This is a genomic window from Kitasatospora sp. NPDC051705 (assembly GCF_044453265.1).
Classification (GTDB): Bacteria; Actinomycetota; Actinomycetes; order Streptomycetales; family Streptomycetaceae; genus Kitasatospora.
The window spans coordinates 51196-74216 of the sequence record NZ_JBITCO010000035.1 but is presented as its reverse complement, the minus strand read 5'-3'; the positions used below and the strand labels follow the sequence as shown (position 1 = coordinate 74216).

The window sequence follows — 23021 nt, the reverse complement described above, 5'->3', positions numbered from 1 at the left end:
GGAGAGTAGGACGCCGCCGAACAATCATTCACGAAGAACCCCCGCCGGGATATCCGGCGGGGGTTCTTCGCGTTTCCCGGACGGTTTCCCGGGCAAGGCGCGACGTCCGGGTGACGCCCCGGCCGGGTGGTGCTAGGACCACCCCGGATTCGGGGTGGCACGGCCAGTGCCCCGCACGGCCGGTTCGTGAACACTGAAGGAGGACGATCGAGACCGGCATCAGGAGCTTTCCGTGGCAACAGCGAGTCGAACGAGCGGCACGACGGTGCGCGCCCAGATCGAGGACGCCCTCGCGGCGGGTGGCCAGGGCCTGGCTCGGCTGGCCCTCCTGGTGGTGGCCGCGGTACCGGGCGTGCTGCTGCCGATCGCGTCCGCCGTGGTGTCGGGCGCCGTGGTGGCTTCGGCGCTGCGGAACTACTACCCGGGGGTCCTCGTGGGGCTCGTGGCGGCGGCGATCGCCGGCTCCGTGGTGGCGGGGCAGTTCATCCGTCGCACCGCCGGCCGTACGCGCCGTCAGCTGGAGCGCTGGTACGGCGTCCGGATCCCGGTCGGGTACGAGCCGATGCCGGTGCTGGAGCCGGACGAGCGCGGCCACTGGTGGACGGGCTACTCGTACCACCGCTCGCGGATGGTCGCGAAGTACGCGCAGCTGCTGCACTGGGGCGCCCGGGACCGGACGACCCGCGGGGAGGTGGCCTGGCTGGTCGTGAGCCCGGTCCTGGTGGTCGCGCTGGCCGGCCCGGTGGCGGCGCTGGTGCTGGGGGGTGCGGTCTACGCCCTGGCGTCCCCGCTGTCCGCGGACTCGTTCGGGCCGGTGCCGGGGCGGCTGGTGTCGGTCGTGCTCAGCACCGCGCTGGGGCTCGGGCTGGCCGCGCTGGGCGTGGCCGCGGCGCCGTTCGCGGTCCGCGGGTACGCCGAGGTGGCGCGCCGCGTGCTGGACCAGGACGGCCGGGCGACGAACGCCCAGCTGACCAGGCGGGTGGCCGAGCTGACCGAGACCCGGGCGGACGCGGTGGGCAGCCAGGCGGCCGAGCTGCGGCGGATCGAGCGGGACCTGCACGACGGGGCGCAGGCCCGGCTGGTGGCGATCGGGATGACCCTGGGCACCATCGAGCACCTGATGGACACCGACCCGGCGTCGGCCCGGGAGCTGCTCTCCGAGGCGCGGCAGTCGTCGGCGCGGGCGCTGCAGGAGCTGCGGGACCTCGTCCGCGGCATCCACCCGCCGGTGCTGGCCGAGCGCGGTCTCGGCGACGCGGTGCGGGCGCTGGCACTGGACAGCGCCCTGCCGACCGAGGTGTGCGTGAGCCTGCCGGACCGTCCGCCCGCGCCCGTGGAGGCGGCCGTCTACTTCAGCATCTGCGAGTTGATGGCGAACGCGGCCAAGCACTCGGGGGCCGAGCAGGTGTGGGTGGACATCCTCTACCGGGCCGGCTCGCTGCGGGTCACGGTGACGGACGACGGGGTGGGCGTGGCGGATCCGTCGAGGGGGACGGGGTTGCGCGGGATCGAGCGGCGATTGGGTACCTTCGACGGTGTCCTCGCCATCGACAGCACGTCGGGCGGTCCGACCACCATCACCTTGGAGCTGCCGTGCGAGTTGTCCTCGCCGAGGACCTCTACCTCCTTCGCGAAGGCCTGATCCGGCTGCTGGAAGCACACGGCTTCACCATCGCCGCGGCGGTGGAGACCGGTCCCGAGCTGTTGGACGCGTTGCTGACCCACCGGCCGGACGTGGCCGTGGTCGACGTCCGGCTGCCCCCGACGCTCACCGACGAGGGCCTGCAGGCCGCGCTCAGGGCGCGCAAGGAGATCCAGGGCCTGCCGGTGCTGGTGCTGTCGCAGCACGTCCAGCAGCTGTACGCACGGGAGTTGCTGGCCGACGGCACGGGCGGCATCGGCTACCTGCTGAAGGACCGGGTGTTCAACGCCGAGCAGTTCATCGACGCGGTCCGCCGGGTGGCCGCGGGCGGAACGGCGATGGACCCGGACGTGATCGCGAAGTTGATGCAGACCACCTCGCGCCGGCCCGGCCCGCTGCTGCGGTTGTCGCCGCGCGAGCGCGAGGTGCTGGAGCTGATGGCCGAGGGCTGTTCCAACTCGGCGATCGCCGCCCGGCTGGCGGTGAGTGACGGCGCGGTGGCCAAGCACATCGCCAACATCTTCACCAAGCTCGAACTCGCCCCGGCCGAGGACGCCAACCGCCGGGTGCTGGCGGTGCTGACCTACCTCAACGGTACGGCGGCGCCCCAGGGCTGACGGCCCGCCCGGCCCCTGCGGGCGGGCCGCGACGGTGACACTCCGGCCAGCGGAAACGCTGAAACAGGTGTACGAGTAAACTCCGGTGGGCCGAGCCCGGAGGTCGCTCAGCCGTCCGGCGCCCCGACACGCGGGAATCGGCAGCCGAGGCAGCGTACGGCAGCAGCCGACATCCAGGGGTTGATAGACGTAATGGCACGCCCAACGCTCACCAAGGCCCACCGCGGCCTGCTCGGCCTGGTCGCGGCCGGGGCCTGCATCATCTCGGGCATCGGTTTCGCGGGGTCGTACAACGCGGTGCGCGAGCTGGCCGTGGAGAAGGGCTTCGGCGCCTTCTCCTATGCCTTCCCGATAGGCGTCGACGCGGGCATCGTGGTGCTCCTCGCGCTCGACCTGGTGCTGACCTGGCTGCGGATCCCCTTCCCGATGCTGCGGCAGACCGCCTGGCTGCTGACCGTCGCCACCATCGCGTTCAACGCGGCCGCCTCCTGGGGCGACCCGCTGGGCATGGGCATGCACGCCGTCATCCCGGTGCTCTTCGTGGTCGTCGTCGAGGCGTCCCGGCACGCGGTGGGCCGGATCGCCGCGATCACCGCCGACCGGCACATGGACTCGGTCCGGGTGATGCGCTGGGTGCTCTCCCCGGTGCCGACCTTCCGGCTCTGGCGGCGGATGAAGCTCTGGGAGCTGCGCTCCTACGACGAGGTCGTCCGGCTGGAGCAGAACCGCCTCGTCTACCGGGCCCAGCTGCGCTTCCGGTACGGGCGCGGCTGGCGGCGCGCGGCGCCGATCCAGGCCCTGCTGCCGCTCAAGCTCGCCAAGTACGGCGTGCCGCTGGACCCGGGTCTGTTCGACCGGCTGGACGAGGAGGCGCGCGAGCGCGAGGCGCAGGAGGCCCGGGCGGAGCAGGAGGCCCTGGAGGTCCGGCAGCAGGAGAGCCGTGCCGCGGCGGCCATCGCCCCGGCCGGGGCCGCCCCCGCGGCAGCGGGCACGCCGGTCGAGGCCGGCGCGGTGCCCGTCGCGGCGGTCGCCGCCGCCCGTACGCAGCAGGTCCGACAGCCGGAGCAGGGCCAGCAGGCCCAGCAGCAGCCGCGGCAGCAGTCCCAGCAGGCTCCGCAGGAGCCGCAGCCCGAGCCGGTCCCGGCCGCCGCCGCGCCGCTGTCCGCCGAGGTGGCCGCGCCGATGCTGGCCAAGCTGGCCGCGGTCCGGCTGCGCGCCGCGCACGAGCCGGAGGAGGCCGTCGCGGAGGCCCCGCAGTCGCCCCGCGAGGAGCTGAACGTCTGGACCGAGCGCCCGGTGCGCACCACGGGCCACCCGGCCGACGCCGCCCCCGGCGGCCGGGTGCCCGGCCAGGCCTCGCCGTGGTTCAAGCCGCCGCGCCCGGTCGCCGAGGAGCAGGCCCCGGGGCAGGAGGGCACCCAGCAGGCCGGCGTGCAGGACGCGCCGCCGGCCGTCGAGCCGCAGCCCCGGCCGTCCGCGCCGGTCGGACGCTCGGCGGCGGAGGAGTCCGGGAGGCCCGAGCGGTCCGCCCCCGAGGAGGAGCCGGCTCCGCGGTCGGCGCCCTCCCGGCTGGACCCGGAGCTGGCCTACGAGGCCCTGGTCAGCTACCTGGACACGTACGGGGACCAGCCCGACCCGCAGCGCCTCGCCGAGTGGCTGACCAAGGAGTACGGCGTCAGCGGCAACCGCCCGGACGGTTCGGTCCACCCCAAGGACGTCGCCGAGCTCTACCCGCAGCTGCGCACCCGCTACGCCGCCGCCGGGAGGGACTGACCGGGGCCCGACCGGCGGGGCCGCCCCTCCCGCGGCCGGTGCGCCCGGCGCGTCCACCGCTCGGTCGGCCATTGACGCCCGTCCCGGCCGGAGCTACCTTCACCTCAACAAATTGTTGAAGTGCTGGTTCGGCGTGGAGGAGTACGGATGTCGCAGCTCGAGGTCGACGGTGGCGGACCGGCGGGCGGGGCCTCCTTCTCCGACACCGCCCGCGCCGCCGTGGAGGCGCTGCTCGCCCCGGTCGACGCCGACCTGGCCCGCCGCTACCCCGGCGACTCCGGGACCAGGCAGCCCGTGCACACGGTCTACGTCCCCGCCGACGCCTTCGCCGCCGACACCGTCCGGGAGTGGGGCCGCCAGGCCCTGGAGGCCTTCGACACCCACGCCGGCACCCCGGCCGAGCTGGCCCGCGCCCTCGGCGTGGCCGACGACGAGCTGCTCGCCGACGTCCACGCCCGGGTCCGCGCCAAGCTCGAGCGCGAGCCGATCGAGGACCTGCGGATCGACTTCGAGGACGGCTACGGGCCCCGCCCGGACGCCGAGGAGGACGCCGCCGCCGTCCGCGCCGCCGAACTGGTCTCCGCCGCGGTGGCCGAGGGCACCGCGCCGCCGTACATCGGGATCCGGATCAAGTGCATGGAAGCGGCCGTCCGCGCCCGCGGCATCCGCACCCTGGAGCTGTTCCTGGCCACCCTGCTGGCCGGCGGCGGCCTGCCGGACGGCCTGGTCCTCACCCTGCCCAAGGTGACCTACGCCGAGCAGGTCACCGCGCTGGTCCGGCTGCTGGAGGACTTCGAGCACCGCGCCGGGCTCCCCGCGGGCCGGATCGGCTTCGAGATCCAGATCGAGACCACCCAGGCCATCCTGGGCCCGGACGGCCGGGCCACCGTGGCCCGGATGATCGAGGCCGCCGAGGGCCGGGCCACCGGCCTGCACTACGGCACCTTCGACTACAGCGCCTCCTGCGGCGTCAGCGCGGCCCACCAGAGCATGGACCACCCGGTCGCCGACCACGCCAAGGCCGTCATGCAGGTGGCCGCGGCCGGCACCGGGGTCCGGCTCTCCGACGGCTCGACCAACGTCGTCCCGACCGGCTCCACCGCACAGGTGCACGCCGCCTGGAAGCTCCACCACGACCTGGTCCGCCGCTCGCTGGCCCGCGCCTACTACCAGGGCTGGGACATGCACCCGGCGCACCTGCCCACCCGCTACGTCGCCGTGTACTCCTTCTACCGCGAGGGCCTGGCGGCCGCCGCCGCCCGGCTGGCCGCCTACGTCGCCAAGGCTGGCGGCGACGTCATGGACGAGCCGGCCACCGCCCGGGCGCTCAGCGGCTACGTGCTGCGCGGCCTGGACTGCGGCGCCGTCGACCCGGCCGAGGTCACCGCCCTGACCGGCCTGGACCGCGCGCAGCTGGACGCCCTGGCCGGCCGCTGACCGCAGGACAGGCCATAGGCTGGCGGTGCCGCCCCCCGGGGACCAGGGGTGCGGGCCGCCAGCCGTCGTCGTTCCCGGGAGAAGCACCGCACCATGTCCGCCACGCCGGAACCGGCCGCCAGGACGTACCTCACCATCCGGCGGGCCGGCAGCCACGAGACCGAGATCAAGAAGTCCCGCTTCATCTGCCACCTCGCCCGGGTCACGGACGAGGAGGAGGCGCAGGCCTTCATCGCCGGGGTGCGGAAGCAGTACTGGGACGCGCGGCACAACTGCACCGCCTTCGTGGTCGGCGACGAGCAGCGCCGCGAGCGCTCCAGCGACGACGGCGAGCCCGGCGGCACCGCGGGCGTGCCGATGCTGGAGGTGCTGCGCCGGCGCGGCCTGACCGACACGGTCGCGGTGGTGACCAGGTACTTCGGCGGCGTCAAGCTCGGCGCGGGCGGCCTGGTGCGGGCCTACGGGAACGCGGTGTCGGCGGCCGTGGACGAGGTGGGGCTGCTGGAGCGGCGGCCGGTCGCGCTGCTCGCGGTGACGGTCGACCACGTGCGGGCCGGGCGGGTGGAGAACGACCTGAGGGCGGCCGGGTACGCGGTGAACGACCTCGCCTACGAGTCGGCCGGGGTGCGGATCGAGGTCGGCGTCCCGGAGCCGGAGGTCCAGGCCTTCCACACCTGGCTGGCCGGGGCGACCGGCGGGACCGCGCTCGCCGTCCCGGCCGGCCGGACGTACGTCGAGGTGCCGGTCTAGGCCCTGGCCGGCGCCGTCCGACGGAGCACCGTCGTGCCCGGGGCGGCCGCCGCTTTTCGGACACAGATCCGGCCGGATCGGGGCCGGCCGTTCCTGCGCCCGGACGGGCCTGCCTAGCCTGATCCGGTCGTCGACCAGGAAGCCGGCCCGAGATGCCCCTCGTCCAGACCATCACGCTGCAGCCGGGGGCCGGCACCGGCTGGCACTACCACCCGGGCCGGGTGGTCGTGGTGGTGCTGTCCGGGACGCTCACCCGGACCCTGCACGACGGCCGGGTCGAGGTCAGCCGGGCCGGGGACTCCCTGGTCGAGGAGGCCGGGCCGGTCCACGTCCACGAGGGGCGCAACCTCGGGGCCGAACCCGTGGTACTGATCGCCGAGTACGCCGCACCGGACGGCCTCCCGCTGGCCGTGCCGGTCGAGGAACCCGTCTGGTGCCGCGGCGGGGCCCGCTCCGGCGAGGCCGGAGCCGCGGGGGCCGGGGCGGTCCCGGGCGCCGTCGACCGCCGTCCACGGGCCGGCCGGGACAGCGCGCCACGCGGCACGTGACTTGAGTAGATTCACTCGAACGGATTGACGTGGCCCGGAGTTGGAACTTCCGCTCCGGGCCGTGGCGTTTCCTGGGCAAGGATCCGGCCGAACCGGACGAATAACCCCATCGATGGAGGACACCAGACCCCACCCCGCACCACGGAGGTATGCGCATGACCTCAGACCGCTTCCCGTCGCCCGCCGGCGCCGACCTACCCGGCCCCGCGACGCCCTACCGGATGACCGTCACCACCACCCTCCCGCACACCGAGGCCGTCGCCCTGGCCGACGAGCAGCTCGCGGCCTGGTTGAAACGCGAGGGCTGCGACGAGCCCCCGGCCGTCCCCCTCCTCCCCGTCCCCGCCGCACCCGCCCCGCAGGGCTCCGCCGGAACGCCGCCGCCCGCCCCGGCCCCCGTCGCCGAGCGCCTCCGGCTGGGGGACCGCGTCCTGCTCGACCGCGACCACGGCCCGCTGCGCGGCGGCCCGGCCACCGGCCGCTACGACCGCCGCCGGCTGCGCACCCCGGCCCCGCACGGCACCCGCCAGCTCACCCTGACCGTCGCCACCCGCACCGGCGGGCCGACCTGGGTCCGGCTGGACGCCGAGACGCACAGCACCGGCAGCGGCGTGCGGACGCCGTGCCGGGTGCCGGTGCCCGAGCTCGCCCGCACCCTGCTGCCGCTGCTCGACGCCACCGACGGCCCGGCCGCCGTCCAGGCCGGCCCCCGGGTGCTCACCGCCGGCGAGGTCGACGGCCTGATCGACGAGCTGTGCGACCCTGAGCGCCGACTGCCCGTCGTGCTCGCCAGCGTCCCGGTGAACCTCCCGCTCGACCGCTGGGTCGAGGACGTCGTCCGTCCGCTCTGCCACCAGATCCCCGGCCTCGCCACCGCCTACGTGCTGGACCCGGGCGCCCGCACCGCCTTCAACGTCGCGCTGGAGTACCACACCGTGTACGGCGGTGCCGTGCGCACCTACCTGCCCGAGGTCGACCCGGCCTCCCGCCACGACGGCGCCCGGCACCCGGTGCTGGCCCGCGGCCGAATAGAGCAGGACGTCCGCCGCGCGGCCGGGCTGCTGGCCCGCGAGCCGCGCCGGCTCGCCGCCGACCTGCCGCTGCCGCCGGAGCTGGCGGCCGTCCCGGTGCTGCGCGTACCCCCGGCGCGTCCGGCCGCCGACCGGGCCGACCGGGCCGAGCAGCGGGCCGCGGACCGGGCCGCCGCAGTCGCCGAGCTGGCCGCGCTGGCCCGGGAGGAACAGCAGGACCGTGCCGAGCAGCAGGCCAGGGCCGACGAGCTGGAGCGGGTCCGGCACACGCTGAGCCAGGAGAGGCGGGAGGGCCGGGACGCGGGCCGGGACCGCCCCGAGCTCCGCGAACGCCACGACGGCCCGCTCGCCCCGGTCGGGCGCGACGCCCGGCCGCGGGTCGGCTCCCGGGCCCTGACCGGGCGCCACTGCACCGCCCAGGGCGCCGCCGGGCACAACGCCTCAGGGCGCCCCGCGAAGCGGCCGTCCGGTCGGCCGGGCAAGCCCGAGACCTTCACCGAACTCATGGCCAGGCTCGGCGAGTTCCCGTTGCTCAGCTTCACCGGGGACCAGAAGAACGCGCTCGCCCTGGACGGCCTCCAGTGCGCCGGCGCGGGCTGGGCCCGGCTCGCCTGGGACGGCCTGACCGCCCTCCAGGAGTACGCCGAGGCGGCGGTGCGCGGTGCGGCCGGCGGCGACTTCAAGCAGTGGTGCGAGCACACCCCCGAGGGCTGCCACCACTTCCCGCCCCGCAAGGCGGTGCGCGGGGAGTCCCGGACGGTGTTCAGCCACACCAAGTGGAAGCGCGAACGGATGCTGCCGGTGCCGGAGTGCGTGGACGCCTCCCGCCGCGCGTTCATGGGCGCCCACCTGCGGATCGGCGGCGGCCGCACCGCGCCCCGGCTGCACTACCTCGACGACTGCTCCGGCAGTGGCCGGATCTATGTCGGCTACATCGGCCTGCACCTGACCAACACCCGGACCAACTGAGAGGCTTGGCTGACCACCGCGCCCGTTCGGTGGACAATGTCCGGCAGGGGCGGGGCCTCAGGGCCGCCGGCCGCCCCGGGCAGCGCCGGACGAGCATGGGGGAACGACGACCGATGCAGTACTCAGCAGACGGCCAGCCCGACGGCACCGCCACCGTCCAGTTCCCCCGACCGGGCTTCCTCGCCTCGGTCTTCCGCGACCTCAACGCCGACCAGGAACCGGACCGGGCGGGCGCCGCGCCCGGTCCGGCCGGGCCCGGCGGGCCCGGTGACGACCCCTCCGGTGACGGCGCCTCCGATCCCGACTCCGTCGCGGCCCACGCCCGGGCCGCGGCCCTGACCCACCACCGCACCGTCACCGTCCAGGCGGAGCACGACCGGCTGGCGGACCTGCTCCGCCGCGCCGCGCTGCCCGTCTCCGCGATGGACTTCGAGAGCCAGCTGCGCCACTACGAACCCCGCCCCTACGCGGCCGACGGGCCCGAGCCCGGCGGTGACGCCGAACCCCGCTGGGCGGACTTCGCCCCCGCGGAACCGCCCGCCGCCGACCCGGACGCCCCTCCGACCCGCCGGCTGCTCGACTCCGGCTACCAGCGCGAACTGGCCGGGGCCCGGCTGGCCCACCAGCGCGCCCTGCGCGAGTGGCGCACCCGCCGGGCCGAGGCCGGCAACCCCGCCGCCGACGAGCCCCGGCGCGTCCACGAGGCCGCCGAGGAGGCCCGCGCCCGCGCCGTCCGCGAGTACAACGAGAGCCTGGAGGAGTGCCGCCGGGCCTACCGGCTGGCCGAACCGGCTGCCGTGGAGTCGCTGCTGGAACGGGCGCTCGCCGCCGCCGAGACCGCCACCCAGGACCTGCCGGCCCCCTGCCGGGCGGTGTTCCGCCCGCTCACCCGCACCGCTGTGCTCGACCTCGACCTGCCGCCGCTCGACCTGGTGCCCTCGCTCACCGGCTACCGGCTCGCCCCGGACGGCGACGTCCTGCCCGTCCCGCGCCCGCCCGCGGACCGGGCCACCGACTACCTGCGGCTGGTCGCCCGGCTCGCGCTGCGCGCCCTCCAGGCCGCCGACGCCGTCGACACCGACGAGATACTCGCGGGCGTGGTCCTCAACGGCTGGCTGCGCGAGCCCGCGGAGGCCGAGCCGTTCTGCCTGGTCAGCGTGGACGCCGACCGCGACGCGCTGGCCCGCACCCGGCTGCTGCCGCCGGCCACCCCGTACGAGGAGCGCGACGACGAGGGCGTGTACGCCGACTCCGAACAGGACGAGGCCCTGGTCCGGCTGCGCCAGCTCGGCGCCGCCGTCACCCCCGACCCGTACGGGCGGGTCGGCGTCCAGCCGGCCGCGCAGGCCGGGGCCACCGTGCCGGCCGCGCCCGACCTGTCCGCCAACGAGTTCGCCCAGCTGGTCCGGGACCTGCTCACCCGCGGCGGGATCGCCGAGTGGAGCGTGCGGCTGCGCGGCCCGGCCGGACTGGTCGCCACCGGTGAGGGCGCGCCCGGCAGCGCGCTGCCCGGCCGCTGGGTGGTCTGGGCCTCCCGGGGCACCGAGCCGGTCACCGCGGCGGAGGTCGCCACCCTCGCCGACGCCGTCCGGGAGGAGTCCGCCGAGCGCGGCCTGCGGCTGACCACCGGCGGCTTCACCGACGAGGCCCTGGACCTCACCGCCGAGGAGGGCCACCGGCACATCCACCTGGTCGACGGCGACGGCGTCCGTGAGCTTGCCCGCACCCACCTCGGCCTGCCGCTGGCCGTCGGCCGCTGACCGCACCCGCGGCGTCTCCCGGCGCCTCGCCGGCTCACCCCGACGGACCGCCCGGCGGGCGCGCGCCCACCCCCGGACCGAGGCTGGGGGACGGGCCCCGCCCGGGCAGCGGCACCCCGGGCGATCACCGTCGAACGGCCGTCGGGTACGGTCGGCGGTCGGCCCGGCCACGGGCGGACCCCGGGGGGAGAGGAATGGGCAGAGCGCTCGGCAGACCACAGGGCGGCACCCGCCGCCGCCCGCACCACGGGCAGACCCGCCCGGAGGCGGTGCGGTGACCGCCGTCCTGGTCGCCGCCGGGGCGTTCCTGATGACCCTGATCGGCGGTTTCGTCGCCCAGCGCACCGGCGACCGCCGCCACCTCGTGCTCGGCTTCGCCGCCGGCCTCATGCTCGGCGTGGTCGCCTTCGACCTGCTGCCCGAGGCGATCCACCAGGCGCCGGCCGAGGTGCACGGGGTGCCGCAGGCGCTGCTGATGTTCGCGGCCGGCTTCCTCACCATCCACGTGGTCGAACGCGCCGTCGCGATCCACCGGGGCCACGAGGGCGAGTACGCCGAGCACACCCACGGCCACCAGCACGTGCACACCCACACCGCCGGGCACCAGGGCGTCGGACTGACCGCGGCCCTGGCCCTGGTCGGCCACAGCGTGATGGACGGCTTCGCGATCGGCGCCGCGTTCCAGGCCGGCACCACGGTCGGCACGGTCGTCGCCATCGCCGTCGTCGCGCACGACTTCGCCGACGGCTTCAACACCTACACGATCACCCGGCTCTACGGGAACAACCGGCGGCGGGCGCTGACCCTGCTCGCCGCCGACGCCCTGGCCCCGGTGACCGGCGCCGCGATCACCCTCGCCTTCACCATCCCGGAGCACCTGCTCGGCCTCTACCTCGGCTTCTTCTCCGGCTTCCTGCTCTACCTGGCCACCTCCGACATCCTCCCGGAGGCCCACAGCCCGCACCCCTCGCGCAGCACCCTGCTGTGCACCGTCGCCGGGGTGGGGTTCATGTGGCTGGTGATCGGGCTCGCCAAGTAGGCCCGCCGACCGGGCCGCCGGCCGAGCCCGGCTCCGGGAACGGCCCCGGGAACGGCTCCGGCCCCGGCTCCGGGAACGGCCCCGGCCCTGTGCGGCCCGGACGCGGTCAGCCCGCGTCCGCCGGGGGGTCCAGCACCGACGAGCGCTCCCGCATGGCCGCGAGCGCCGCCGTGATCGCCGGCCGCCGGGAGGCCTGGGCCCGCCACAGCGCGTACACCCGGCGGGCCGGCCCCGGCACCACCGGGCGGGCCACCACCCCGGGCGGCAGAGCGCCCCGCCCCAGCCGCGGCACCAGGGCCGTCCCCAGACCGGCCGCGACCAGCGCGATCTGCGTCTCGAACTCGCCGGCCCGGTGGCGCACGTCCGGCTCCTCCCCGACCTCGCGCAGGGTGCGCACCAGCCAGTCGTGGCAGATGTTGCCCGGCGGCACGCTGATCCAGCGCCGCCCGGGCAGCCGCCGCACCGGCACCTCGTCGAGGCCGGCCAGCTCGTCGTCGGCGGGCAGCAGCAGGTCCACCGGGTCCGTCCCGAGGTCCAGCCGGGACAGGCCCTCCTGCACCGGCAGCGGGACGGTCGGCCAGTCCTGCACCAGCGCCAGGTCCACCTCGCCGCGCGCCACCAGCTCGGCCGCCGGGTACGGGTCGCACTCGAGCAGCCGCACGTCCAGCTCCGGGCAGCTCCGCCGCAGGTCCGCCAGCACCCCGGGCATGAGACCGCGGGCACCGGTGGCGAACGCGGCCACCAGCAGCTGGCCGACCGCCCGGCCGCGCTGCTCCTCCAGCCGTACCTCGGCCCGTTCCACCAGCCCCAGCACCGTCCGCGCGGTGGCGGCCAGCTCCTGCGCCGCGTCGGTCAGCACCACGCCCCGGCCCTGCCGTTCCAGCAGCACCGTCCGGGTCTCCCGCTCCAGCTTGGCGATCTGCTGCGAGACCGCCGAGGGCGTGAAGCCGAGCGCGGCCGCCGCCCCGCCGACCGAGCCGTGCACCGCCACCGCGTGCAGCGCCCGCAGGCGCCCCAGATCCATCATGCAGCGATGCTAAAGCGTTTCCTTCAGAACTCATCGCTGGTGCTACACGACGGGCCGCCGCCAAGCTCGACCCATGACCGCGACACCCGCCGCCCAGGGCGGCAGCCCGAACGGGCGGAGCATGAGCCCCCGGCACATCGCCCTGGCCGTCCTGGTGGCCGCCGTGTGGGGGCTCAACTTCGTCCTCATCCACATCGGCCTGGAGAACTTCCCGCCGCTGCTCTTCTGCGCCCTGCGGTTCGCCGTCGTCGCCGTGCCGGCGGTCCTCCTGGTCGGCCCGCCCAGGGTCGCCCGGCGCTGGGTGCTGGCCGTCGGCCTCGTCCTCGGAGTGGTCAAGTTCGGGCTGCTCTTCCTCGGCATGCACGCCGGGATGCCGGCCGGCCTCTCCTCCCTGGTGCTCCAGGGACAGGCCGGGTTCACCGCCCTGTTCGCCGCCGCGCTGCTGGGCGAGCGGCCGGGCGGCCGGCGGCTGACCGGCCTGGCGATCGCCTTCGCGGGGATCGGCCTGAGCGCCCTCGACCACGGAACGGGCGGCCCGATCGGGGCCTTCGTCCTGGTCGTGCTGGCCGCCGGCGCCTGGGGCCTGTCCAACGTGCTGACCCGCCGGGCCGCGCCGCCGGACGCGCTGCGCTGGATGGTCTGGGTCAGCGCCGTCCCGCCGCTGCCGCTGCTCGTCCTCTCCCTGCTGGTCGAGGGCCCGGACGCGGACCTGCGCGCCCTGCGCGGGATCACCGCCGCCGGGCTCGGCGCGATCGCCTACGTCGGGCTGGTCTCCACCCTCTTCGGCTTCGTGGCCTGGAGCTTCCTGCTGCGCACCTACGACGCCACCGCCGTCGCGCCCTACTCGCTGCTGGTGCCGGTGTTCGGGATGTCCTCGGCCTGGCTGCTGCTCGGCGAGCGGGTCAGCCCGACGGCGGTGGGCGCCGCACTGCTGGTGATCACCGGGATCGCGATCACCGCGCTGCGCCCGGGGGCGCCGGCCGCCGCGGCGGCGCGCCGGCGGCGTAGTGGGCCTCGGCGGAGCGCAGCACCCGCAGCAGCACCTCCTGGTCGGCGGGGCTGACCGGGCCGAAGTACTCCTGCGCCACCTCGTGCCGGACCTGCCCGATCCGCTCCACCGCGGCGCGGCCGGCCTCGGTCAGCAGGATCCGCACCGCCCGCCGGTCGGCCGGGTCGGGGCTGCGCTCGACCAGCCCGGCCTCCTCCAGCGCGTCGACCACGGTGGTCGCCGAGCGGGGTGCGATGTGCAGTCGCTCGGCGAGGTCGCTCAGCCGCATCGCGCGGTCCGGCAGCTCGCACCCGGGCGCGTGGGCCAGCGTGCGCAGCGCCCGGCCCTGGCCGGGGGTGATGCCGTACGGCTCCAGCCGCTCGCTGGTGCGCCGGCGGATCCGCTTGATCGCCCGGGTCATGGTGTCCGCCAGCTCGGCGGCGGTGTCGGGGGCGGTGGTCCGGCCGGTCGCGGGGCCCCGGTCGTCGGGGGCGGCCGCCTCGGCCCCGGGCGTCGGCGCGGCCGGGGTGGGGGAGGAGCCCGCCGGGTCGTCGGTCGGCGCGGTGGTCATGGGCGGTCTCCTCGGCAGGTGTCCGCCCAAGCGTATCGGCCGGTCCGCGGCGGGTGACCGGCGGCGGACGGCCGCCCGGAAAAAATGTTGAGTCAAGCTCAGTATCTGGGTTAGCGTAGCCCTTACTGAGGGGACCCTAAGTTCCCTCCCGCACTCTGGAGGGCCCGTGCCCCGCTCCGAAGCCCGCGTCGCCACCGACCGCCCCGCCCGCTACGCCAAGCAGCTCGCCGCCCACATGGGCCGCAAGATCGAGGCCACCTTCTCCGAGGAGACCGGCCGCGGCACCCTCGTCTTCGGCGCCGGCACCGCCACCCTGGAGGCCGGCCCCGACGCGCTGCTGCTCACCGTCGAGGGCGAGCGGGAGAACCTGCCCGGCCTGGAGGACGTCGTCGGCCGCCACCTCGTCCGCTTCGGCGCCCGCGACGAACTCGTCGTCGAATGGCACCGTGACAACGGCGAGCCCGGCCTCGTTCACCGCAACGAGGAGCCCGACGAGGCCTGAGACCGGCCCCCGCCGCCCGGCCGCGGCAGCCACCGGTCCAGCGCCCACAGCGCCGGAACGGCCAGGCACCAGCTGGCCACCACGTCCAGCAGCCAGTGGAAGTCGCTCCACACCAGGCCCGCGCCGACCCCCACGGCCAGCAACGCCGCCCCGGCCGTCACCAGCCGCGCCGCCCGCGGCCCCGCCGCCCGGGCCAGCAACAGCGCCGCCACCCCGTACGAGAAGGCGGCCGTGGCGGTGTGCCCGGACGGGTACCAGCCCCACTGCTCGGGCGTCAGCGGATCGCCCAGCGGGCCCGGCCGGGCGAACGCCGCCTTCGCCGGCACCACCAGCGACGGGATCAGCACGGCCGTCGCCGCCGCCACCGGCAGCGGCAGCCACCAACCGCCCCGCCCCGGGCCGCCGACCGCCCGGCGCCAGCGCCACGCGGCCAGCACACCGGCCGCCAGCAGCACCGGGACCGCGGGCACCCCGCTGCCCAGATCCGAGAGGACGTGGCCCGCGCCGTCGAGCGGCCGGCCCGGCAGTTCCCGGTGGGCGGACCGCACGGCCCCCCGCACCCAGCGGTCCAGCCCGAGCAGCGGGCCGTCCACCGCCACCTGCCACGACACCGTCAGCAGTACGACCGCGGCCGCCGCGGGCACGACCGTCGACCGGGCCGCCCGGCCCAGGACGCCGAACAGCCGCCCCGGAGCAGGGGGGAGAGCTCCGGGGCGGCCTCGAGGATCGCCGTTCCGTGCGCCCCGGGGGGTGTGGGTCGGACGGTCGGTCGATCGGCCTTCGGTATGTGCCGCCCCTCCCGGGGAGGCCTGGTTGTCCTCACGCCGCACGCGCGGACCCACCGCCCCGGGCGGCTCCGCGGACGGCTCCGCCAGTGGCGGAGGCTCGCTGTCCATCTGCGATGACACTACGTCAACAGCCCTTCCGCGCCGAGCGCCTTCAGCGATTCCGCACATCATCTTCACCCTGCCCCGGGCAACCTTCCAGGTCGTCCCGAGAACGTGCACCCAGCCGCTCCCACCTGCGGACCACCGGCCGCCCCCGCCCCGGGCGAACCGGGCCGTCCCGCCCGTGGAGAACCCGGCTGTCCCACCCGCGGGCAACCGAACGGCCCGTGCGGACCAGAGGTCCGCACGGGCCGTTCAGCGCTGTCCGGACATCCCTCCGGCGGGGTTCACGACCTGACGGGCGACACCGCTCAGGCGGCGGTGAAAGCGCCCTCCAGGATGTCCAGGCCCTCGTTCAGGAGGTGCTCCGGCATGACCAGCGGCGGCAGGAAGCGCAGCACGTTGCCGTAGGTGCCGGCGGTCAGCACCACCAGGCCCTCGGCGTGGCAGGCCTTCGCGATCGCCCCGGCGGCCTCCGCGTTCGGCTCCTTGCCGCCCGCCTTCACCAGCTCGACGGCGATCATCGCGCCGCGGCCGCGGACCTCGCCGATGATCTCGAACTTCTCCTGCATCGCCCGCAGGCGGCCCAGCATGATCTCCCCGATCCGCTGCGCCTTGCCGTTGAGGTCCTGCTCCTTCATCGTCTCGATGGCGCCCAGCGCGGCCGCGCAGGCCACCGGGTTGCCACCGTAGGTGCCGCCCAGGCCGCCCGCGTGCGCGGCGTCCATGATCTCGGCGCGACCGGTCACCGCGGCCAGCGGCAGACCGCCGGCGATGCCCTTCGCGGTGGTGATCAGGTCCGGGACGACACCCTCGTCGTCACAGGCGAACCACTGGCCGGTGCGGCAGAAGCCGGTCTGGATCTCGTCCGCGACGAACACGATGCCGTTGGCCTTCGCGTACTCCACGATCGCCGGCAGGAAGCCCTTGGCCGGCTCGATGAAGCCGCCCTCGCCCTGGATCGGCTCGATGATGATCGCCGCGACGTTCTCCGCGCCGATCTGCTTGTTGATGATGTCGATCGCCTGCGCGGCGGCCTCGGCGGCGCAGTTCTCCGCACCCGTCAGCCAGCGATACGGGTAGGCCACCGGCACCCGGTAGATCTCCGGCGCGAACGGACCGAAGCCCTGCTTGTACGGCATGTTCTTCGCCGTCAGGCCCATGGTGAGGTTCGTGCGGCCGTGGTAGCCGTGGTCGAACACCACGACGGCGGTGCGCTTGGTGTAGGCGCGCGCGATCTTCACCGCGTTCTCGACCGCCTCGGCACCCGAGTTGAACAGCGCGGTGCGCTTGTCGTGGTCACCCGGGGTCAGCTCGTTGAGCTGCTCGGCGACGGCCACGTAACCCTCGTACGGGGTCACCATGAAACAGGTGTGCGTGAACGCGGCCAGCTGCTCGCTCGCCTTGGCCACCACGGCCTCGGCGCTGTTGCCGACGTTCGTCACGGCGATGCCGGACCCGAAGTCGATCAGCGAGTTGCCGTCCACGTCCTCCAGCACGCCGCCGTTGGCACGGGACACGTACACCGGCAGGGTGGTGCCGACGCCGGCCGCCACCGCACCCAGCTTGCGGGCCTGCAGCTCCTGCGACTTCGGACCGGGGATCGCGGTGACCAGGCGGCGCTCCTGCGGGAGCGGCGTTGCGGCGCTCATGGGGTTCTCCAGACTTCTCGGCTCGGTGCTTCGCAGGCTACGGCCGCCCCGACCGGCCGGGCATGCGCCACTCGGTAGCACTGGGCCGTCCGACTTGTCCGACGCGGCCAGCCCGGGCGGCACGACTACCCGTAGGCCCCGCTCCACTACATTGAGCGCGGGCGTGTCGCCGGTACGGCGGCATGGGTATGGCGGCACCGACGGCGGTCGGGCCGGGCGGGCGAGGGAGCGGGGCCGTACATGGCGCAGGACGGGGCACACCACCACACGGATCGCACCACCACCAGACCCCCGACCCCCATGCCCCACCAACGCCCCGGCGGCCCGGTGGGCGGCCGGCCCGCCTTCGACCTTCCCACCTGGGCCGGCACCCCGCGACCCGAGGCCGAACCCGGCGTCTTCCGGCTCGGCTACCGCCCGATCGACCCCGAACGGGCCGAGGCCGCCCAGGTCGCCGCCTGGCCCCTGCTCCTGCGGGCGGGGCTCAACGCGGTGGTGGGGTGGCTGGTCTACGTCTACGGTGTCGAGCTCGCCGAGGCCGGGACGACGGCGATCGGCGTTCTCCCGTCGAGGTCGGCGTTCGTCGCGACGTCGGTCGTGCTGACCCTGAACGTGCTGGTGATCGGCGTCGTCATCAAGGTCTTCGGCCGGATGGGCCGCTGGACGGAGGTGTGGCGCCGGTACGTGGCGCCGTTGCTGTCGCGGACGGTGACGCAGGAGGAGCCCGCCGAGGACGGCGGCCGGGCGGTGGCTGAGGCGGCGCGCCGGTCGGACCCGTGGGACGGGCTGCGGCAGGGCGGGGCGGCCGAGGCGGCGGGGCGGCTGGAGCGGGACGCGGTCGGGGACGTCGACTACGTGCGGATCCTGCGGGCGTGGGAGTCGGCGCAGGCGGACCCCGCGTTCGTGCCGGCGTTCGTCGGGCAGGTGGTGGCGCGCGGTGGGGCGGCGTTCGCGCACCCCTCGGAGTCGCGTGAGCTGCCGGGCCGGGGCGAGCGGCACGATCTGCTGCTGGGTCAGGTCCGGTTGGGGACGACCCAGGACGTGCCGAAGAACTCCCTGGCCCACCGGGCGGCGGGTTTCGCCCTGGACCCGGCGGTGCTGGGCACCTCGCTGCTGGCGGTGGGCCCTGCGGGGACGGGGAAGACGGCGCGGCTGGCGCGGCCGGTGGCGGAGGCGTTGTGCCTGCAGGCGCTGGCCGGTACGGCGTGCGTGGTGGTGGTCGGGGCGGCGGACGCCGATCTGGGCCCGGACACCTGGTACGACGTGGTGATCGCGCCCGGCGATCCGGCCTCGGTGTACGGGTTGGACCTGTACGGCGCGGCGCAGGATCCGGACGAGGCGGCGGCCAGGCTGGCCGAGGCGCTGTTGCCGGACGAGCTGACGGCGCGGGCGGAGAACGCGCGGACGGCGTTGCAGCAGGTGGTGGGCCCGTTCCACGCCGCGTACCGGCGCTATCCCGGGGTCCGGGAGCTGCGGGCCCTGCTGCTCGGCGAGCCGGACGCGTCGGCGGCGCTGGTGAAGGCGTTGGGGGTGGCGGGCCGGCTGGGGGTGTTCGAGCGCGATCTGGAGCACCGGGAGCGTCAGCGGGGCCGGGCGGACGATCCGGGCGCGTTGCTGGCGGACCGGCTGGCGCTGCTGGACCGGCCGGCCTTCGAGGGGGCCTTCGCGACGGACGGGACCGGCCGGCCGCCGTTCGCGATGCGGGTGCTGGACCATCCGCTGCGGGTGCGGGTGCGGCTGCCGGAGCGCAGCCACCCGGAGGCCGCCCGGATGCTGTCGCGGTTGGTGGTGGGGCAGTTCGTGCAGGCGGCGGGGGCGCGGGAGGACCGTTCGCTCTTCGCGGGTCTGGTGGTGGACGACGCCTCGGCGGCGCTGGACGCGACGGCCGTGCGCGGGTTGCAGCGGATGCGGGGGGCGAACGCGGGGGCCGTGCTGCTGCTGCGCACGCTGGTGGATCTGCCGGAGGCCTTGCGGGCGCCGCTGTTCGGGGCGGTGGGGTGCCGGATGGCGTTCCCGGGGATCGCGCCGTGGGACGGCCGGCTGTTCTCGGAGGCCTGGGGGACGCACCTGGTGCAGGAGACCGCGGTGACCCACACCCCCGACACCTCCGGTGGGGTGATGCGGCGGGCCGGGCGGGTGGGGCGGAAGGCGTTGTCGGGGACGGCGGCGCAGACGGAGTCGGTGACGACGCGGGACGTGGAGCGGTTGCGGTGGTCGCCGTCGGATCTGGCGCACGCGTTGCCGGCGGGGCACGCGGTGGTGTCGTTGACGGCGGTGTCGGGGGAGCAGGTGCCGCCGTTGCTGGTGGACCTGCGGGGGTGAGGGGCGCGGGGGAGGAAGCTCGCCTTCGAGGTGGATTCGGCAGTGCGGGTTGTCCGGAGCGTCCATAATGAAGGGGAGAGTTTCTCACTTGTCCCATTGCCCTCTCCTCGCCCGGCCGCAACGGCGCGGTCAGGTCGATCCCCCGAAGGTGCCATGCCCCCCACACTCGCCTCCGTCGTCCGCAACAGTTCGCTCCATCTGACGGTCCTCGCCGGTGCGGACCATCTGGAGCGGCCGGTCCGCTGGGTGCACACCAGTGAGCTGGACGACCCGACGCCGTTCCTGGAGGGTGGCGAGCTGCTGCTCACCACCGGGATCAAGCTGGGTCGTACGGCGGCGCAGTTGCAGGCGTACGTGCACCGGTTGGCCGATGCCGGGGTGGTGGGTCTGGGCCTGGGGGTGGGGCTGTCGCACACGGAGGTGCCGCAGCCGCTGGTGGACGCGGCGGCGCAGCGGGGGCTGCCGTTGCTGCGGGTGCCGGAGCCGACGCCGTTCATCGCGATCAGCAAGGTGGTGTCGGCGGCGCTGGCGGCGGAGCAGTACGAGGCGGTGACGACGTCCTTCGAGGCGCAGGAGGAGCTGACCCGGGCTGCTCTGGGCAAGGACGGCACGACGGCCGTGGTGCGCCGGTTGGCGGCGCGGCTGGGCGGTTGGGCGGCGCTGTACGACGGTTCGGGGGCGCTGTCGGTGGTGGCGCCGGACTGGGCGGCGCGCCGGGCGGGGCGGCTGGCCGCGGAGGTGGACCGGCTGCGTCGGCGGCCGGCGCCGTCGAGTGCGGCGTTGCAGGGGCGGGCGCCGGGGATAGACACGGCGGACGAGGACTACGTGGTGGTCCAGTCGCTGGGGGCGGACCGGCGGGCGCGCGGGTTCCTGGCGGTGGGGACCGAGGACCGGATCACCCCGACCGAGCGGTACGTGCTGAACGCTGCGGTGGCGCTGCTGACCCTGACGCTGGAGCGGTCGCGCGAGCTGCGGCAGGCGGAGGAGCGGATGGGCGCGGCGCTGCTGCGGATGGTGCTGGCGGGGGAGGTGGCGACGGCCCGCCAGGTGGCGGTGGGGCTGTTCGGCGGTCTGCCGGAGGGGACGATACGGGTTCTGGTGGCCGGTGCGGGGCCGAACGCGGAGGCGGCCGAGGCGCTCGGTGAGCTGGGGGACCGTGCCGAGCAGGCGGGTGCCCGGGTGGGCGAGAAGCTGCTGGTGGCGCGGGAGGACGGCGCGCACGGGTCGCGGTTGATGGTGCTGGCGCTGGACAACGGCTCGGTGCACCGGGCCTGTCTGGGCGCGGTGGAGGAGCACGAGGGCCTGTCGCTGGGCGTGTCGGCGCCGGCTTCGCTGGAGGAGGCGGGGACGGCGCACGCGCAGGCCGAGCGGGCGCTGGCGGTGGCGCTGCGCGGTGGCCGCCGGTCGGTGGACCACGAGGAGGTCGGTGCGGGTTCGCTGCTTCCGCTGCTCGGGGAGGAGGCGGTGACGGCGTTCGCGGAGGGGTTGTTGCGGCCGCTGCGCGAGCACGACCGGACGGCGCGCGGCGATCTGGTGGCCTCGCTGCGGGCGTGGCTGTCCAGACACGGGCAGTGGGACGCCGCGGCGGCGGACCTCGGGGTGCACCGGCACACGCTGCGTTACCGGATGCGCCGGGTGGAGGAGCTGCTCGGCCGTTCGCTGGACGACACGGACGTCCGGATGGAGTTGTGGCTGGCGCTGCGCTCCGGCGAGGAGTAGGCGGGAGCGAGCAGGCGGCCGGCCGGTCGGCGGGCCGGGAGGGCCGCGGCGGGGCCGGTGGCCGCGGGTCGGCCCGGGGTAGCGGATCCCGGGCCGTTCGGCTGGACGGGATGGAGTGGCCTCGGGGCGGAACGCTCCTAGTCGTCCAATCCGGTCGGCGCGTCGCCGCCCCTACCCTCGGGTTCAGGCCCCACGTCCGTGGGTCCGACGACGACGAGGAGAGGGCCGGTACCACGGTGACCACCACGTACGATTTCTGGCTCGCCGGCCGCCGGGCGAGCGGTGACGCCGACTTCGAGGTGCACAACAGCTGGGACGGCCGTCTGGTCGGCAAGGTGAGCATCCCGACCGAGGCCCAGGTCGAGGAGGCGCTGGACGCCGCCGTCGCCGCGCTGCCGGTGTTCGCGGCGACCCCGGCGCACCAGCGTGCGGCCGCGCTGGACCACGTGGCGAAGCGCCTGGCCGAGCGGACCGAGGAGATCGCCCGGCTGATCACCGCCGAGAACGGCAAGCCGATCAAGTGGGCGCGCGGCGAGGTCGGCCGCGCGGTGTCGGTCTTCCGCTGGGCGGCCGAGGAGGCCCGCCGGACCAACGGCGAGACGATGCGGCTGGACACCGACCCGGGCGGCGTGGGCCGTTTCGCGGTGGTGCGCCGCTTCCCGCGCGGTGTGGTGCTGGGGATCGCCCCGTTCAACTTCCCGCTGAACCTGGTCGCGCACAAGGTCGCGCCGGCGATCGCGGTGGGTGCCCCGATCATCCTGAAGCCCGCTCCGTCGACCCCGCTGTCGGCGCTGGTGCTGGGCGAGATCCTGGCCGAGACGGACCTCCCGGCCGGTTCGTGGAGCGTCCTGACGGTGCCGAACGACCGGATGCCGGCGCTGGTGCAGGACAAGCGCCTGCCGGTGATCTCGTTCACCGGTTCGGACAAGGTCGGCTACCAGATCATGGACTCGGTGCCGCGCAAGCACACCACCCTGGAGCTGGGCGGCAACGCCGCGGCCGTGGTGCTCGCCGACTGGTCCTCGGAGGCCGACCTCGACTGGGCGGCGACCCGGATCGCGATGTTCGCCAACTACCAGGGCGGCCAGTCCTGCATCTCGGTGCAGCGGGTGATCGCCGACGCGTCGGTGTACGACGCGCTGGTGGAGAAGGTCGTGGCCAAGGTCGGGGCGCAGGTCACCGGTGACCCGAACGAGGACGCGACGGACGTCGGCCCGCTGGTCGACGAGAACGCCGCGAAGCGGGTGGAGTCCTGGGTGGACGACGCCGTCGCCAAGGGCGCCAAGGTGCTGACCGGCGGGACGCGCGAGGGTGCCACCTACGCGCCGACCGTGCTGGCCGAGCTGCCGGAGGACGCGATCCTGGCCAAGGCCGAGGTGTTCGGCCCGGTCATGTCGCTGCACCGGGTGGACGGCGTCGAGGAGGCCTTCGCGGCCGTCAACGACTCGCCGTTCGGCCTGCAGGCGGGCGTGTTCACGCACGACCTGCAGACCGCCTTCCGCGCCCACCGGGAGCTGGAGGTCGGCGGTGTGATCATCGGCGACGCGCCGTCCTACCGCGCCGACCAGATGCCGTACGGCGGCGTCAAGGACTCCGGTGTCGGTCGCGAGGGCGTCCGCTACGCGATGGACGACTACACGGTGGAGAAGGTCCTGGTCCTCACCGGCCTCGACCTCTGACCGGACGGATTCCCCGTGGACGAAGGGCCCGGTCGACCGACCGGGCCCTTCGCGTGTCCGCGCCCGGGTCGCCGCGGGCCCCGGCGCCCGTGCAGGCCTCCGGCCCCG

At 75.5% G+C, this 23021-nt stretch carries 18 protein-coding genes; 14 read left to right on the top strand and 4 right to left on the bottom strand.

Translation table 11 applies throughout. The features are described from left to right. Positions 1 to 232: 232 nt before the first annotated feature. The 9 genes from ACIA8Q_RS30565 to ACIA8Q_RS30525 all read left to right on the top strand — a co-directional run bounded on the left by ACIA8Q_RS30565 (position 233) and on the right by ACIA8Q_RS30525 (position 11566). Positions 233 to 1642 (top strand): histidine kinase, encoded by a 1410-nt coding sequence (locus ACIA8Q_RS30565; RefSeq protein WP_360214489.1) that lies wholly within the window; start codon positions 233 to 235, stop codon positions 1640 to 1642. Next, positions 1594 to 2259 (top strand): response regulator transcription factor, encoded by a 666-nt coding sequence (locus ACIA8Q_RS30560; protein WP_360214487.1) that lies wholly within the window; start codon positions 1594 to 1596, stop codon positions 2257 to 2259. Before ACIA8Q_RS30565 ends, ACIA8Q_RS30560 begins: the two co-directional genes overlap by 49 nt. A gap of 192 nt (positions 2260 to 2451) precedes the next feature. Further along, a complete protein-coding gene (locus tag ACIA8Q_RS30555) occupies positions 2452 to 4032 on the top strand; it encodes a DUF2637 domain-containing protein (RefSeq protein WP_360214485.1) in 1581 nt (526 codons plus the stop codon). Positions 4033 to 4179: 147 nt separating this feature from the next. Further along, positions 4180 to 5469, top strand: a complete 1290-nt coding sequence (locus ACIA8Q_RS30550; protein ID WP_360214483.1) for a DUF6986 family protein — start codon at positions 4180 to 4182, stop codon at positions 5467 to 5469. A 93-nt stretch (positions 5470 to 5562) separates the two neighbouring features. Beyond that, on the top strand, positions 5563 to 6219 hold the full coding sequence (locus ACIA8Q_RS30545; RefSeq protein WP_360214481.1) for a YigZ family protein: 657 nt from the start codon (positions 5563 to 5565) through the stop codon (positions 6217 to 6219). 152 nt (positions 6220 to 6371) lie between these two features. Further along, complete coding sequence (locus ACIA8Q_RS30540; protein WP_360214479.1) at positions 6372 to 6767, top strand: cupin domain-containing protein; 396 nt, start codon at positions 6372 to 6374, stop codon at positions 6765 to 6767. 155 nt (positions 6768 to 6922) lie between these two features. After that, positions 6923 to 8767: a hypothetical protein gene (locus ACIA8Q_RS30535; RefSeq protein ID WP_396318020.1), complete on the top strand. Its 1845-nt coding sequence runs from the start codon at positions 6923 to 6925 to the stop codon at positions 8765 to 8767. Positions 8768 to 8880: 113 nt separating this feature from the next. Next, positions 8881 to 10527: a restriction endonuclease gene (locus ACIA8Q_RS30530; RefSeq protein WP_360214475.1), complete on the top strand. Its 1647-nt coding sequence runs from the start codon at positions 8881 to 8883 to the stop codon at positions 10525 to 10527. 310 nt (positions 10528 to 10837) lie between these two features. Further along, the gene (locus tag ACIA8Q_RS30525; protein WP_360214495.1) at positions 10838 to 11566 is read left to right on the top strand and encodes a ZIP family metal transporter; all 729 of its coding nucleotides are present in this window, start codon (positions 10838 to 10840) and stop codon (positions 11564 to 11566) included. 106 nt (positions 11567 to 11672) lie between these two features. On the opposite strand, the gene ACIA8Q_RS30520 is transcribed toward ACIA8Q_RS30525, so the two are convergent. Further along, complete coding sequence (locus ACIA8Q_RS30520; protein ID WP_396318019.1) at positions 11673 to 12593, bottom strand: LysR family transcriptional regulator; 921 nt, start codon at positions 12591 to 12593, stop codon at positions 11673 to 11675. A gap of 73 nt (positions 12594 to 12666) precedes the next feature. On the opposite strand from ACIA8Q_RS30520, the gene ACIA8Q_RS30515 reads away from it, so the two are divergent. Then, on the top strand, positions 12667 to 13656 hold the full coding sequence (locus tag ACIA8Q_RS30515) for an EamA family transporter (RefSeq protein WP_387907397.1): 990 nt from the start codon (positions 12667 to 12669) through the stop codon (positions 13654 to 13656). Here the strand turns inward: ACIA8Q_RS30515 and ACIA8Q_RS30510 are convergent. Beyond that, complete coding sequence (locus ACIA8Q_RS30510) at positions 13547 to 14152, bottom strand: MarR family winged helix-turn-helix transcriptional regulator (protein WP_396318018.1); 606 nt, start codon at positions 14150 to 14152, stop codon at positions 13547 to 13549. The two genes, ACIA8Q_RS30515 and ACIA8Q_RS30510, sit on opposite strands and share 110 nt — an antisense overlap. Before the next feature lie 166 nt (positions 14153 to 14318). On the opposite strand from ACIA8Q_RS30510, the gene ACIA8Q_RS30505 reads away from it, so the two are divergent. Beyond that, a complete protein-coding gene (locus ACIA8Q_RS30505; RefSeq protein ID WP_360214469.1) occupies positions 14319 to 14654 on the top strand; it encodes a DUF2218 domain-containing protein in 336 nt (111 codons plus the stop codon). On the opposite strand, the gene ACIA8Q_RS30500 is transcribed toward ACIA8Q_RS30505, so the two are convergent. Together ACIA8Q_RS30500 and gabT are read right to left on the bottom strand one after the other, a co-directional pair. Then, on the bottom strand, positions 14624 to 15298 hold the full coding sequence (locus ACIA8Q_RS30500) for a phosphatase PAP2 family protein (protein ID WP_396318017.1): 675 nt from the start codon (positions 15296 to 15298) through the stop codon (positions 14624 to 14626). The two genes, ACIA8Q_RS30505 and ACIA8Q_RS30500, sit on opposite strands and share 31 nt — an antisense overlap. Positions 15299 to 15852: 554 nt before the next feature. Continuing rightward, complete coding sequence (gene gabT, locus ACIA8Q_RS30495; protein ID WP_360214465.1) at positions 15853 to 17193, bottom strand: 4-aminobutyrate--2-oxoglutarate transaminase; 1341 nt, start codon at positions 17191 to 17193, stop codon at positions 15853 to 15855. A 300-nt stretch (positions 17194 to 17493) separates the two neighbouring features. Between gabT and ACIA8Q_RS30490 the strand changes: the two genes are divergently transcribed. The 3 genes from ACIA8Q_RS30490 (at position 17494) to ACIA8Q_RS30480 (ending at position 22913) form a co-directional block, all read left to right on the top strand. Next, positions 17494 to 19515, top strand: a complete 2022-nt coding sequence (locus ACIA8Q_RS30490) for an ATP-binding protein (RefSeq protein WP_396318016.1) — start codon at positions 17494 to 17496, stop codon at positions 19513 to 19515. 153 nt (positions 19516 to 19668) lie between these two features. After that, positions 19669 to 21234 carry a PucR family transcriptional regulator gene (locus tag ACIA8Q_RS30485; protein WP_396318015.1) on the top strand — a complete coding sequence of 522 codons (1566 nt, stop codon included), beginning with the start codon at positions 19669 to 19671 and terminating at the stop codon, positions 21232 to 21234. A gap of 236 nt (positions 21235 to 21470) precedes the next feature. Continuing rightward, positions 21471 to 22913, top strand: coding sequence for an aldehyde dehydrogenase family protein (locus ACIA8Q_RS30480; protein WP_360214459.1), 1443 nt, complete (start codon positions 21471 to 21473; stop codon positions 22911 to 22913). Positions 22914 to 23021: the final 108 nt, after the last annotated feature.

Bases quoted from the DNA above. Each gene is read 5' to 3' on its own strand.
- ACIA8Q_RS30485 (WP_396318015.1), top strand. From the start codon at position 19,669: ATGCCCCCCACACTCGCCTCCGTCGTCCGCAACAGTTCGCTCCATCTG.
- ACIA8Q_RS30525 (WP_360214495.1), top strand. From the start codon at position 10,838: ATGACCCTGATCGGCGGTTTCGTCGCCCAGCGCACCGGCGACCGCCGC.
- ACIA8Q_RS30550 (WP_360214483.1), top strand. From the start codon at position 4,180: ATGTCGCAGCTCGAGGTCGACGGTGGCGGACCGGCGGGCGGGGCCTCC.
- ACIA8Q_RS30540 (WP_360214479.1), top strand. From the start codon at position 6,372: ATGCCCCTCGTCCAGACCATCACGCTGCAGCCGGGGGCCGGCACCGGC.
- ACIA8Q_RS30530 (WP_360214475.1), top strand. From the start codon at position 8,881: ATGCAGTACTCAGCAGACGGCCAGCCCGACGGCACCGCCACCGTCCAG.
- ACIA8Q_RS30490 (WP_396318016.1), top strand. From the start codon at position 17,494: ATGCCCCACCAACGCCCCGGCGGCCCGGTGGGCGGCCGGCCCGCCTTC.
- ACIA8Q_RS30515 (WP_387907397.1), top strand. From the start codon at position 12,667: ATGACCGCGACACCCGCCGCCCAGGGCGGCAGCCCGAACGGGCGGAGC.
- ACIA8Q_RS30520 (WP_396318019.1), bottom strand. From the start codon at position 12,593: ATGATGGATCTGGGGCGCCTGCGGGCGCTGCACGCGGTGGCGGTGCAC.
- gabT (WP_360214465.1), bottom strand. From the start codon at position 17,193: ATGAGCGCCGCAACGCCGCTCCCGCAGGAGCGCCGCCTGGTCACCGCG.
- ACIA8Q_RS30510 (WP_396318018.1), bottom strand. From the start codon at position 14,152: ATGACCACCGCGCCGACCGACGACCCGGCGGGCTCCTCCCCCACCCCG.
- ACIA8Q_RS30545 (WP_360214481.1), top strand. From the start codon at position 5,563: ATGTCCGCCACGCCGGAACCGGCCGCCAGGACGTACCTCACCATCCGG.
- ACIA8Q_RS30555 (WP_360214485.1), top strand. From the start codon at position 2,452: ATGGCACGCCCAACGCTCACCAAGGCCCACCGCGGCCTGCTCGGCCTG.
- ACIA8Q_RS30535 (WP_396318020.1), top strand. From the start codon at position 6,923: ATGACCTCAGACCGCTTCCCGTCGCCCGCCGGCGCCGACCTACCCGGC.